Raw genomic sequence first — 12687 nt, forward strand, 5'->3', positions numbered from 1 at the left:
AGGGGAGAAAGATGATGGAATTAAAAGAGAAAATCCTTGAACAATTAAAACAAGTAATTGACCCTGAATTAAATATTAATGTTGTTGATTTAGGACTTATATATAAAATCGATATAAAAGAAAATATGAATGTTTATATTGAAATGACACTAACTACACCTGGCTGTCCCCTCCATGATAGTATTACAAGCGGTGTAAAGCATGCAGTCGCTTACCTTGACGAGGTAAATGATGTCGAGGTATTAATGGTTTGGCACCCTGCTTGGTCACCTGATCGCATGTCAGAAGAAGCCATGAAGCAATTACGTGGCTATTAATGCAGAGCATTTCACTTTCTTCCGATGTTTCGTTATACTTAAGAAAAGCGCAAGGCGCCTTGGTAGCAGAACATCGACTAACTACCGCCACGTCCTGTGGCGAACGTCGATGTCAGCACTTCCTGTGCAAGTCAAGCATAAGACGAGCGCTGACAGAAGGTGTTTTTTACCTTCAGAAGCGATTGGCTTATGACCTCGAGCCGATGACGCCTGGAGCTAGACACCTCTTAAATAAGCTATTTCTCGAAAGGAGAGTTAACAAATGGATGAAGCTTTAAAAGAAAATATAATGGGGGCACTTGAACAGGTAGTGGACCCTGAATTAGGAATTGATATTGTAAACTTAGGACTTGTTTATGATGTGGATATGAATGACGAAGATGTAGCGCAAGTTACAATGACTCTAACATCAATGGGATGCCCACTTGCTGGAACAATTGCAATGGACGTTAAACGTGTACTCACAGAATTACCAGAAGTCAAGGACGTAGACGTGAATATCGTTTGGAATCCACCTTGGAACAAAGATATGATGAGCCGTTACGCAAAAATAGCATTAGGAATTAGATAAACCGATTTGAAAAGAACGTGTCGATTAAACTTCGACACGTTCTCTTTTTTTATAGATGCTTTCTAAACCAGTCTACTGAAGCGAGAAGACCTTCTCTTGTGACTTTGTGATCAGCACGGTTATCTGCAATAAAGGATAGGTTCTCCTCTTTCCCTTTATATAGCGGTTGAATTTCTTGATAAAATTCATATGTATATTTGAATGGTACCATCTTGTCTTTTTCGCCATGCCAGAAAAACAATGGTCTTCCATTTAATTTTTCTGGTTGCAAGCTTAAATCATATTTCTTTAATTCAGCATATTTTTCTTCTAATTCTGCATCTGTGAAAGGAAGTTCAATGTCATGTCGCTTCAATTCCTCAATTTGTCCACGACAGAATTCTTCGTAATAGGGGCTCCCCATGAGGCTTACCGCAGTCTTAATCCATGGATATTGGGTCAATGCTCCTAGCGTTACGATTCCTCCCATTGAAGTTCCCGCAACACCTATTCTTGTCTCATCAACTAAGCCTTTTCCGACTAGTTCATCCTTGATCCTTTGAAGTTCTTTGATCTCATTGATGACAATATCCCAGAATTTAAAATTCATTTCAAGATCTTCAAGACCCTTGTCTCTTTCTCCATGATAGTCTGCTTCAGGCAAAACCACACGAAATCCTTCTTCTGCATAAAGATAGGCATAGTGTAAATTATGTTCTTTTGCACTACCAAATCCGTGAACGAACAGAATGAGCGGAGCTTTTTCGTCTTTTATCTGATTTTTTACAATATGTAATGCCGGAATATCTGCTATTTTAGTCTTTTCAACAATAACCATTCTTTATGTACTCCTTTTATAGAAACTTTGAGACATCTTCTAGTGTACCACTAATTGGTAGTTAACTTAAAAAGTTTAGCTTTTTCAATTGACGATTTTTTTAATATCTGTTTAAGTAGAAGAAAGAGAGCAGAGGAGATATTTATGACAAAACAACATTTAATTGCACTAGACTTAGATGGTACTTTACTAAAAGATGATAAAACGATATCAAAAAGAACAAAAGAGGCTATCATAAAAGCAAAAAAGGCCGGTCATCAGGTTATGATTGCGACAGGAAGACCTTTCCGTTCGAGTTCCATGTACTATCAAGAACTAGGTCTTACAACACCCATCGTTAATTTCAACGGAGCTTTTGTCCATCACCCTCTTGATCAAAGTTGGGGTGTCTATCACGACACACTTGAATTACAAACCGTAAAAGAAATTGTTGAGGTTGCCGATACCTTTCGCGTCAAGAATATCCTAGCAGAAGTGATTGATGACGTGTATTTTCATTATCACGATGATACGATGTTAGATATTTTCGGTATGGGTAAACCGAATATCGAAACAGGCGATTTACGGAAAATTTTAAAGCGTGACCCTACTTCACTTTTAATACATCCTGACGAAGAAATTGCAGATAAAATCCGAGAGTATCTTTCTGAAATGCATGCAGAAGTGGTCGATCACCGAAAGTGGGCTGCACCTTGGCATGTCATTGAGATTGTTAAATCCGGTTTAAATAAAGCGGTTGGCATTCAAAAGGTAGCCAATTATTTTCAAATTCCAAAAGACCGAATTATTGCCTTTGGTGATGAAGATAATGATTTAGAAATGATTGAATATGCTGGTCATGGAATTGCTATGGGTAACGGGATTGATGAATTAAAAAATATTGCAAACCATGTGACAATGACTAATGAAGAGGACGGAATTGCTCTTTATTTAGAGGATGTATTAAAATTAGAAAAATAAGAAGGAACCGGTATGAAGAACCGGTTTCTTTTTTTGATTAATTCTAACCAAAACATTCAGAAATAATTACCTTATATATTCCTACCGAAACTTCAAACAATATGATTAGCGCCTTTTAAAGCGCACTTCTTTTAAAGCTGTTAAAGGGGGAATTTACGGATGGGTAGTAATAAATCAAAACGATTTGTTCATCAAGGTGCAGATGCTGTTCAACAACATGCTCAGCGCTTTCCTTACCGTTCAACTCTAGCTGAAGCAGAAGCAAAGAAAAAGCAAAATGTCGAAAATTCATCACTTGGAGGAATCTAAAATGGGGAACCGTTTATTCCAGAAGGCTCGTGAAACTGTAGAAGTTGCGAAATTAGCAAGCGCGGGTCAAAGTGATACTTCCATACAGGATGCGATTTCAGTTGCAAAAAATGCACTTTCTTCTGCTTATGCTAACTCTACAACAGCCGAAAAAGAGCAACTCCGCGAATTACAAAATGAATTAGACCAACTACAATAAGTGCTAATTCAAAAAATGGGTCAGACATATCGTCTGACCCTTTTCCTTTTTATTGGAACTGTTGAAGTTTTGCATGATATAGGTTTGTGATCGATCCATCTTTCGCACTTCTTTCATATAAGTGAAGGATCAATGCTCCATTTGTAGGGATTTTATCCTTTGGAATGGAAATTTTGATTTCAAATGGTGCCCACGCTGGTGCACCTTCAGATGCCATTTGAACCGTTTCAGGAACCACATAATCATGACCATCCTCGACAGCATAGAAGAATGTCGCTTCAAACACTCGTACTTCTCCGGTTACTGTGTATTCCCCATTTTCTCCAAGTACTTGAACATTGCGGAATGCCGTATTTCCTTCTTCAGGAATTGTCAAACTTTGTTCTGACTGTAATGCATTTGCTTCGATTTTTTGTCCATTTACTTGTGAAACAGTAAGGAAAATAGTTGCTTTATATTCACCTGGAGCAAGTCTGGTTCCATCGTTTGATGTGTAATCCCATGGTTCTTCCCAGACTTTTTCTTCACCCGGTTTTAACTCCATCTCTTCAATCATTTGGATAAACATTTTATCGATCGAATAGCGGTAAACTTCCTTTCCATTTGGATCCGTCACAACAATTTCATATTTTTGACCACTTGGAATGGTCACTTTCACGGAATTGTCGCTCGTATTTTTCAATGAAATTTTAAAAGATGCTTCGTTTTCCTCAGTTTGAATAGATAGGTTTGTTTGAAGTTTTTCAACCACGTTCGCATCACCTCCAGGTTCTTCACCCTCTTGTTCTGGTGGCGTTTCTGATTCTACTTTTTCATCGCCCCCTGCATTCACTGGAAGAGCATCTTCTTTTGTTGTTGTACCACATCCTGATATGATAAATAAACTCATTACAAATAGTAAGACTACTAAAAGGCATTTTCTCATGTTTGTCACCCCTTTACCTAATATGTCGATAGATCCTTTAAAAAAGTTACTACTCTTTACGAAATAATCCATAGACTCCGACCGTTTGTACAATATTAGTAAAGGCATGAGGGTCAACTTCCTTTATAATACGCTCCAAGTCATATAATTCATACCTTGTTAAAACAATCATTAGCATATCCTTTGGTTCGCTCGAAAATGCTCCTTTTGCTGGAATCACCGTAATTCCTCTCACTAACTTAGAATGAATCGCTTTTTTCAATTCGTCTGCTTTTTTCGTTACAATCATCGCCGATACCTTTACATGACTCGTATGGACCGTATCAATCACCCTTGTTAGCACATATAAGGCAACAAGGGTATATAAGGCTTTTTCCCAACCAAACAAGAAGCCTGCTGTAATAATAATGAGTCCGTTTAATGTAAAAATATAAGTACCAATCGGCTTATCTTTTGACTTTGATAACACAAGCGCGATGATGTCAAGACCACCTGTTGAGGCCCCCCACTTCAAGGTTAAGCCGATTCCTATTGCTTGAATGACAGCACCAAATACAGCATTAAGTAAAATATCATCTGAAATTCGTTCAAGTGGTATAATCGATAAAAATAAAGTCGTTAAAGCCACAGATACAAAGCTATATAGGGTAAAGGCCTTTCCTACCTTTTTCCAACCTAAAATCGCCACTGGAATGTTTAATAGTAATAAAATGACCCCTGTTGAAACATGTAAAGGGGTATAATCTCCCAGAATTCTAAATAATAGCTGGGATATACCGGTAAATCCTGAAGAGTATACGTCAGCTGGAATTAAAAATAGATTTAAGGCAGCTGCATTTAGCAATGCACCGATTATCACAATAATTACTTTTTTCATTTCTCTATAAACCATGCTATTAGTCCTCCTGGAACAACATTCTTCAATCGCATTGGCAATTTAGTTGTCATACAAAATTTTCCCACACTTGTTGTATTTTTATCCAATTCTCGCTACACTTAAAATAGGCAAGTTTGTCTTTCAAACTTGACCACGATAAAAGAAGGTGAGACTTTTGACCGTTAGAATTCTTACTGATAGCGGTAGTGACCTACCTCTTCAATTTTTTGAAGAAAACAATGTAACCTTATTCTCCTTAGGAGTTCATCTAGATGGGCAAGATTACGAAGATATTGCGACAATTAATCCTGTAAAAGTATTTGAAGCGATGCGAAATGGGAGTGCTCCAAAAACATCTCAAGTTCCGCCACACCGTTTTAAAGAGGTTTTTACTGAAATTGCAAAAGAAAAGCAATCTGCTGTGTACATTGCCTTTTCATCACAATTGTCAGGAACCTATCAAACAGCCGTCATGATGAGTGAAGAAGTAAAAGAAGAATACCCAGACCTTGATTTAACAATTATTGACACGAAATGTGCATCACTCGGACAAGGTCTTGTTGTGAGAGCAGCCGCGGAGTTAGCGACCAAAGGCGCTTCAAAGGAAGAAGTCGTAAACCTTGCTAATTTTTACAGCACCCATATGGAGCATCTTTTCACGGTTGATGATCTTGAATATTTAGCACGCGGGGGACGCATTAGTAAAGCATCTGCCTTTGTCGGAGGATTATTAAACATTAAGCCTCTATTAAATGTCGAAGATGGAAAACTTATCCCGCTTGAAAAAATCCGTGGAAAAAAGAAAGTGTATAAACGAATTGTTGAGCTTATGGAAGAACGCGGAGTGGATTTTTCAAACCAGACAATTGGGATTAGCCACGGGGATGTGGAAAATGAAGCACTTGAATTACAAAAACTTTTTGAAGAAAAATTAGGGTGTAAATCTTTTTATATGAATGTGATTGGTGCTGCAATTGGTTCACATGCAGGACCAGGAACAATCGCGATTTTCTTTTTAAATGAGCTGCCAAATCGCTAATTTTACATAGTTTGAAAAACGACTGGATATCCTAATTTCGAAGTAATGTTCAAAATAAGGATAAAAAGGACCAAGAAGTTCGAGGCGGCGCAGTTTTGAGTAGCGGAACGTATGCTGTTAATACGTGAGCAACGGAAAAGCAAGCCAACGAGCTTCCACAGGATGTGGTGACTTCGACGTTCGACACAGGACGTGTCGGTAGTTAGTCGAAGTTCCTCTACCGATGTGTTATTTTTACCGGACTTTTTGAACATCCTCTTTAAAGGATTGAAGGGAGTGTACATGTATGCCAAAAACTAGTGATAATGATAAAAAGGCACAAGATAATAATGCGTTACGCCATGAAAAAAATATGATGAGAGAAAAAAATCGTCAGGCAGGCAAACATCAATATTCAAAGAAGACAGATCATCTCTAATGCAAAACGCATCGGTCATTACAACCGATGCGTTTTTCGTTCCTATTCTTTTTTGAAATAGGTCCAGCCGTCTTCTTGGTATACTTTTCCTTCTTTCATTAACTTACCAAGTGCACGTTTAAAAGCTGCTTTACTCATATCAAATCTGGCTGAAATATCATCAGGACTGCTTTTATCCCAAAATGGCATCGCTCCTCCACGACTTTCCATATACTGATAAATCTTATCCGCATCGTCTCCCATGATTTCATGACCTCTACCAAGCAAGGATACATTTACAGTACCGTCTTCCTTCACATCAATAATTCGACCTTGTACCTTCTCTCCCATTCTCGGCTCTCTTGTCCGTTGACTCTCATGAATAAAGCCAAGAAAGCCTTCCTCCGAAATCATAAAGGAGCCGACCATCAATAATCGATATACGGTTCCAGTGATATTTTTATTAAAATCCTTTCTTGTTGCTGGCTTTGAAATCGAACGAATAACATCTTCAGTTGCGGGCTTTCCAAAGAGTCTACCATTTTTATCAGTTCGTAGAGTTACATACAGTTTGTCTCCTGGCTCTGGCCAAAGGTCCCATACTTCATGTAAATCGTCCTTCGAGACAAGAATATCCTTATTAATACCGATATTAACGAAAGCCCCAAGTTCATGTTTGATTTCAACTACTTCAACCCAATCATACGAACCGATTTGAACAGTCGGTATTTTCATGGAAGCAGCTAGTCTCCCCTGATGATCTTGAAATAGAAAGACCGTTACGTCTCCATCTGGGTCAAACTCGTCTATTATTTCATTAGTATGTAGTAAAACATCTTCTTCACCGTTTGTTAAAAAATAGCCAAATGGCGCATCTCTATCAACACGTAATGTAACTACCGTACCTGGTTCTAATGTATTCATTTATTAAACCTCTTTCTTCTGTACTTTCTTTGTCATTACATAGTATAGACGTTTGGGACCACAATTTACTAGTATAGTTTTGGAAAAAGTTGTTCAAATTGCTAAGATTGTCTATAATCAAGGCAAATATACTTTTTTGGAGGTTTGCAATGGCAAAGGATAGCTCATTCGATATTGTGTCAAAGGTGGATTTACCTGAAGTAACGAATGCAATTAGTATTGCAAAAAAAGAGATTCAGACCCGCTATGATTTCAAAGGTAGTAAAAGTGACATAACACTTGATAAGGAAGAACTTGTCTTGGTATCTGACGATGAGTACAAACTTGAGCAATTGAAAGATGTCCTTATCAGTAAGATGATTAAGCGCGGGGTTGCAACTCGTAATATTGATTACGGGAAAATTGAAAATGCATCTGGCGGAACTGTTCGTCAACGTGCGAAACTTATTCAAGGCATTGACAAGGAGAACGCGAAGAAAATTAATACAATTATTAAAAACAGCGGTCTTAAGGTGAAGAGCCAGGTTCAGGACGATCAAGTCCGTGTGACAGGTAAAAGTAGAGATGATCTTCAACAAATTATCAATTTAATTCGTGAAGCAGATTTGCCGATTGATGTACAATTTATCAATTATCGTTAAGAAGAATGCAGCGGACTATTTGGCCCGCTGCATTTTTCTATTCAAAAATATAGCTTAGGACGTCTAATGCTTGATCAACCGTTTCGACGGTTACGTTTGCTTTATTCGATAACTCTTTTAATGGATGAATGAGTGAGGTTGGTCTCACGATGATTGTGGGCTTATTCATTGTAATCGCAGCACTTGCGTCCATTGCTGTATTCCATTGTTTATATTTTTCCCCGAATAACGCAATAACAACATCTGATTTTTGCATCAAAACCTGTGTTCTGAAATTATTAATATCTGAAGCCGCATCATCTTTATACAAGTTTCCAGGTTGTTCACCTAAAATTTGTTCTCCGATGTTATCCGATTTATCATGGTTCGTTTGTGGTCCTACAAATGTTAAAGGTAGATTTTTAGATTTGGCCTTGTCCTTAATTTCTTCCCGCCAATTGTCATGAATTTGTCCAGCTAAATAAACAGTTAACTGCATTTTTCACCCTCCTATGCCTATTTCTACTATCGTAACATACAAGGATTATTTTACAAATTTATACATGATGATTTCATCTTCATAATGTGTATCACTGAATTTAACATACTTAACTTTTCTACCTTCTTCTTTAAAGCCAAATTTTTTATATAAGTGGATTGCCCTTTTATTATGAGAGAATACTTCAAGACACACTTTTTCAAGTCCAGGCTCTTTCTGTGCCCACCCAAGTAAATATTCCATTAGTTTACTTCCAATCCCATGATTGCAGTATGCTTCTTGGATGCTTATCCCAAAGTATCCTAAATGTGAGAGTCGCTTCTTTTTCGAGGTTTGAAAATTTAAATTCCCAATAATTTTACCTTCGATTTCTGCAACTACGATTAAATTCCCCGGCTTTGTATGGTCCTCTATCCATTTTTCCTCTTCCTCAACGGTGAGTGTAAATTCCTCTGGTGTGGTAAGCATGAAGGTAGACTCGGTAAGAACGATTTTGGTATGTTCAATAAGTTGAGGAGCATCCTCTTTTCTCACAGGTCTAATATTTATCTCCATAGTGGCCTCCAAATGTAATTTATTTTCTATTATCTATTTCTTTATATGTGGAAGAATTCCTTTTTAGTAGCGGGTGCTTTGGTAACAAGGACTTCAAATATACATTAAGCGTTGCGAAGATGATATCTAACCTATTGAAAAATCAGAAAAATACAAAGTAACCCTTTTATCGAAAGGCTTTTGGAATATAGTGGAAATAGTCATAGCATATACATCTTTTATAACAAGACTTTTGGGGAAATATGGAAAAACCCATATTATAAAAATCTTTTATATCAAGACTTCTGGATGATTGTGGAAATAGCCATTGCATATACATTTTTTTTAACAGGACTTATGGGACAATATGGAAAAACTCATAGCATAAACATCTTTTATATTAAAACTTCTGGATGAATGTGGAAAAACTCTTAGAGAATAACATCATTCATCAAATAACCCTAGATAAACGAAAGAAGACTCTCCCTCTCAAGGACAGTCTCCTGCATATAAACTCAGTAAAACCCAACTACCTTCAATATAATCACACCGACGATCGATACGATACTCCCGGTAAAAAGCACAATAAGAAGTGTTTTAATTTTCCTTGTATGCAACCAAACGACCACCCCGACCACAATCGTAAACAACCATCCAAAAAAGAGCGATGCATACGGATTAGTCGGTGTGATCCAATCATTCACACTCAAGAAGTCCATTTCCCCCAACTCCTTTATCTATGATTGTATAGCAGGAGTACTTAAGAAAACTGTTAGTCCACCTAGAATTGCTAATACCACACCAACTGGGCTATACGACGACAAATAGATACCTAATGGAAAAACTACGGCTCCAAGAACAAATAATACCTTCGCGATTTTCACAATTTCACTCCTTTTAACTCAATACTGATTCCTTTACTCTGTCAACCATCCAACGATTTCGAATCTTTTTCCCCCAACCTTCTTCATTTTCCTTTAAGGTTTGGACTCTCCAATACATCGGAGGATGAGGCATGAACTGAAATTCAATGAACCTCCATATGAGGGAATCCCGCTCAATCGACGACTTTGTTTTCTCTTCCTCGTCTTTTAGAACTGTACTATATGAAAGTGATTTATTTATCGCTTCATCCTGTTTATCTGATAAAGCTATTAAACTATTTGACATTTGGTTGCTTCCGCCATCAAGAAGGGATGCGCCAAGATGATCCGCACGAACCTCCATCCATTGTGAACAAAAAGACTGAAAAACAGAATAAAAGAACGTTAAGAAAAATACTACTAAAAAGATTGATATCTTATGATCTTCTATATTTGTTATATTTTCTTGAAGCAATAAGACAATTACAATCAAAATCATTAGATAGCCTAGCCTACAAAGTTGGCCCCAAAGCACATCTCGCTTTTTCACATGGATTGCCTCGTGAGCAAGGATTCCTTCTATCGCTTCAGTCGGTAATTTTAAAGTAGCAGTAGTTAGAGTCACCATTGACTTACCGATATTCATACCTGTCGCTAGACCGTTATATTCGGAACTTTCCGTCTCGTATACACGAACATTCGGAACGCCAGCCTTTTCAAAAATCCGTTGAGATAATTGAATCAATTGTGGATTTTGCGTTTCCTTTGCATCCATTGCTACTTTTAAAACTTTGTCAGAAATATATAGATTAAAAACCCAGTAGGCCAAACCTACAGCAACCATGATCCATGGCGCTACGTCAAAATAAAAGAGGATTAAAAGCAAACCCGTATAGGCAGAAACTCCTTTTACCGTTGATGCGAAATAGAGCTTTCCGAATAATCTCTTGATATTTTTCCGATGCCAAAACGGTAGAACCTGTTGTAATTCCATCTCTTTTGTTTCGACATTCATCATTTCCTCAAATGTTTTTTTCCATTTTTCTGGTTCACAAATAGTTATATAGAGCGTCTCACCTGGTACAGATAACCGCAATACCTTCTGAAAGCTTGTTGTAAAATCTGCATTTGACGAAAACATTGTTAATAGTGGATGAAGTTTTAACAGGTCAACAGTTGTTTCAAGCTTCACTTCCTCTAGATCTTCAATTGGAATTTTCCGAGATTCAAAACGTGATGTGAGATATAAATACCTTTCATCATTGTCATAAAATACTTTTACAGTCGTATAAGTACCGATTCTCTTTATTACTTCTGTTGCTGTGCTTACAAGTCCAAAGACAATCATATATTTTAATAGGCTATACTCTGGGCCAAAAATATAAAACAGAATGGCACCAATCACAACAAAACCCGTTATGAATAAATCAGATGCAATCCGTTTCAAATCACGTTCTAAAGGGATTTTTTCTACTTTAATTTGACGCATTTCCTTTTCAATCTCCATTCGTTTTTCGTTACCGGTAGTTAAGGAGATTGCAAGGAAATATCCACTTGAGATAAACGCAATATAGATAAAACCATCCATAAACGGAAGTTGATAAAACACAAATCCTACTGCAAGTAGGGCAAGGATGATTTCAATTGTGGTTCCTACTTTTTTATTGTTCTTCTCAACGGTCAGACCTATTAATTGAATCCCCGCACCTACTAAAATATACGATACGATTTCATACCAGTTTGGTAGCAAAACTTCCACCTACATTTCATTATTCAGTATCATATTCTCCGTCATGTCGAGAACTGCCTTCATTTCAAGATCTGGATTTTGAATAATGATCGTATAGCGCAGACCATTCTCATCCCAACTTAAAGCATCAATAAAATCATCATATTCTGCATTTTGACCATGAACTTGCCATTCTCCAGGTTTAATTTCCGTTCCAGCATCTTCTGGAGTTGGAAAAACTGAAACTAATACGGAGGGAATCCCTTCATGAACATAATAAACAGTAATTTCTGGACGATTGACTATCCCTTGAAGATTTACAATTTCAACATTCTCGACAGTCATGTCTTCTCCTGAGAAAACAAGGAATGGTTGCTCTAATTCGGTTTGGGCATCTTCAAGTGTACCAAATTCTGGCTCAAGATTTGATTCAATTGGGGTAATCGTCACATTTTCTGGTATATCTAATGTGAAGGTATCTTCCTTAAAATCTGGTGAAAAATCGAGCAACTTGTATTCAAACTCAGATTTCGTTTCTTCAACAACTGAGATTGATTTCACGACAAACCATGTTTTTTGATCAATCCAAAGTTCAACTTCACCAAATAAATTAGAATCTGTATTTGGCGTTGCCTTTATATGATAAACATTTAAATCCAATATTTTTTCTTCACCCACAATATCATAGTCATGTGTTTTTTTTATAGCTTCTAGCATTGTCATGAGTTGTTCTTTAGGTGAGGAATCTACTAACGGCATACTATCCTTTGTTAGATCGATACTAAATGCTGTTTCACTTCCCGCTTCAAAGGAAATCACTTGTTTTCCGTCGTTTAACACATATGATTCAAGACCATTTGTATCTCCTGTTGTAATGATTTTTCGTTTACCGTCTTCTGCCGCGTATTCTTTGAAACTCGCATTTTCAGTGACTTCTCCATCTGTCGTAAACTTTATGACACCCTCACCATAATAAGATAGCTTACTTTCTTTTGCTGCTAAGACTTTTGTAACAATTTCTTCAGACGACACAGCGATATCCCCCTTACAGGCCGATAACAGGCCAGTTAGTAAAATCGCAATTAGTAAAATTAATTTTTTCCTCAT

General features: G+C 37.2%; 18 protein-coding genes. 8 read left to right on the top strand and 10 right to left on the bottom strand.

Translation table 11 applies throughout. From position 1 onward, the window contains the following. Window positions 1-14 precede the first annotated feature (14 nt). Together DZB84_RS05030 and DZB84_RS05040 are read left to right on the top strand one after the other, a co-directional pair. Window positions 15-317: a metal-sulfur cluster assembly factor gene (locus tag DZB84_RS05030; protein ID WP_116351168.1), complete on the top strand. Its 303-nt coding sequence runs from the start codon at window positions 15-17 to the stop codon at window positions 315-317. A 262-nt stretch (window positions 318-579) separates the two neighbouring features. Further along, window positions 580-888, top strand: a complete 309-nt coding sequence (locus tag DZB84_RS05040; RefSeq protein ID WP_116351170.1) for a metal-sulfur cluster assembly factor — start codon at window positions 580-582, stop codon at window positions 886-888. 49 nt (window positions 889-937) lie between these two features. Here DZB84_RS05040 and yjfP read toward each other — a convergent pair whose 3' ends face one another. Then, on the bottom strand, window positions 938-1705 hold the full coding sequence (gene yjfP, locus DZB84_RS05045; RefSeq protein ID WP_116351171.1) for an esterase: 768 nt from the start codon (window positions 1703-1705) through the stop codon (window positions 938-940). Between the two features lie 144 nt (window positions 1706-1849). Here yjfP and DZB84_RS05050 point away from each other — a divergent pair, with 144 nt between their 5' ends. The 3 genes from DZB84_RS05050 (at window position 1850) to DZB84_RS05060 (ending at window position 3173) form a co-directional block, all read left to right on the top strand. Then, window positions 1850-2665: a Cof-type HAD-IIB family hydrolase gene (locus DZB84_RS05050; protein WP_116351172.1), complete on the top strand. Its 816-nt coding sequence runs from the start codon at window positions 1850-1852 to the stop codon at window positions 2663-2665. Window positions 2666-2824: 159 nt separating this feature from the next. Next, on the top strand, window positions 2825-2974 hold the full coding sequence (locus DZB84_RS05055; protein ID WP_116351173.1) for a competence protein: 150 nt from the start codon (window positions 2825-2827) through the stop codon (window positions 2972-2974). A 1-nt stretch (window position 2975) separates the two neighbouring features. Next, the gene (locus DZB84_RS05060) at window positions 2976-3173 is read left to right on the top strand and encodes a DUF3813 domain-containing protein (protein WP_116351174.1); all 198 of its coding nucleotides are present in this window, start codon (window positions 2976-2978) and stop codon (window positions 3171-3173) included. 49 nt (window positions 3174-3222) lie between these two features. Here the strand turns inward: DZB84_RS05060 and DZB84_RS05065 are convergent, their stop codons facing one another. After that, the gene (locus tag DZB84_RS05065; RefSeq protein ID WP_189655150.1) at window positions 3223-4098 is read right to left on the bottom strand and encodes a BsuPI-related putative proteinase inhibitor; all 876 of its coding nucleotides are present in this window, start codon (window positions 4096-4098) and stop codon (window positions 3223-3225) included. A gap of 49 nt (window positions 4099-4147) precedes the next feature. Next, window positions 4148-4990, bottom strand: a complete 843-nt coding sequence (locus tag DZB84_RS05070) for a YitT family protein (RefSeq protein ID WP_116351176.1) — start codon at window positions 4988-4990, stop codon at window positions 4148-4150. Window positions 4991-5150: 160 nt separating this feature from the next. On the opposite strand from DZB84_RS05070, the gene DZB84_RS05075 reads away from it, so the two are divergent. Both DZB84_RS05075 and DZB84_RS05080 read left to right on the top strand, forming a co-directional pair. Further along, complete coding sequence (locus DZB84_RS05075; protein WP_116351177.1) at window positions 5151-6014, top strand: DegV family protein; 864 nt, start codon at window positions 5151-5153, stop codon at window positions 6012-6014. 286 nt (window positions 6015-6300) lie between these two features. Beyond that, window positions 6301-6432, top strand: a complete 132-nt coding sequence (locus DZB84_RS05080) for a DUF3941 domain-containing protein (RefSeq protein WP_010283423.1) — start codon at window positions 6301-6303, stop codon at window positions 6430-6432. Window positions 6433-6474: 42 nt separating this feature from the next. Here DZB84_RS05080 and DZB84_RS05085 read toward each other — a convergent pair whose 3' ends face one another. Beyond that, window positions 6475-7335 carry a CvfB family protein gene (locus tag DZB84_RS05085; RefSeq protein ID WP_116351178.1) on the bottom strand — a complete coding sequence of 287 codons (861 nt, stop codon included), beginning with the start codon at window positions 7333-7335 and terminating at the stop codon, window positions 6475-6477. 149 nt (window positions 7336-7484) lie between these two features. Here DZB84_RS05085 and DZB84_RS05090 point away from each other — a divergent pair, with 149 nt between their 5' ends. Beyond that, window positions 7485-7976 carry a YajQ family cyclic di-GMP-binding protein gene (locus tag DZB84_RS05090; protein ID WP_116351179.1) on the top strand — a complete coding sequence of 164 codons (492 nt, stop codon included), beginning with the start codon at window positions 7485-7487 and terminating at the stop codon, window positions 7974-7976. Between the two features lie 37 nt (window positions 7977-8013). Here the strand turns inward: DZB84_RS05090 and DZB84_RS05095 are convergent, their stop codons facing one another. The 6 genes from DZB84_RS05095 to DZB84_RS05115 form a co-directional block, all read right to left on the bottom strand. Next, window positions 8014-8454 carry a YtoQ family protein gene (locus DZB84_RS05095; RefSeq protein WP_116351180.1) on the bottom strand — a complete coding sequence of 147 codons (441 nt, stop codon included), beginning with the start codon at window positions 8452-8454 and terminating at the stop codon, window positions 8014-8016. Between the two features lie 45 nt (window positions 8455-8499). Continuing rightward, window positions 8500-9009: a GNAT family N-acetyltransferase gene (locus tag DZB84_RS05100; protein ID WP_116351181.1), complete on the bottom strand. Its 510-nt coding sequence runs from the start codon at window positions 9007-9009 to the stop codon at window positions 8500-8502. 494 nt (window positions 9010-9503) lie between these two features. After that, the gene (locus DZB84_RS05105; protein WP_116351182.1) at window positions 9504-9707 is read right to left on the bottom strand and encodes a hypothetical protein; all 204 of its coding nucleotides are present in this window, start codon (window positions 9705-9707) and stop codon (window positions 9504-9506) included. A gap of 18 nt (window positions 9708-9725) precedes the next feature. Beyond that, complete coding sequence (locus DZB84_RS24830; RefSeq protein ID WP_189655151.1) at window positions 9726-9872, bottom strand: hypothetical protein; 147 nt, start codon at window positions 9870-9872, stop codon at window positions 9726-9728. Between the two features lie 13 nt (window positions 9873-9885). After that, window positions 9886-11601 carry a M56 family metallopeptidase gene (locus tag DZB84_RS05110; protein ID WP_116351183.1) on the bottom strand — a complete coding sequence of 572 codons (1716 nt, stop codon included), beginning with the start codon at window positions 11599-11601 and terminating at the stop codon, window positions 9886-9888. Between the two features lie 9 nt (window positions 11602-11610). Further along, a complete protein-coding gene (locus DZB84_RS05115; protein WP_142759829.1) occupies window positions 11611-12687 on the bottom strand; it encodes a LolA family protein in 1077 nt (358 codons plus the stop codon).

It is taken from the genome of Bacillus sp. HNG, assembly GCF_003400205.1.
Lineage (GTDB): Bacteria > Bacillota > Bacilli > Bacillales > Bacillaceae_L > Ferdinandcohnia.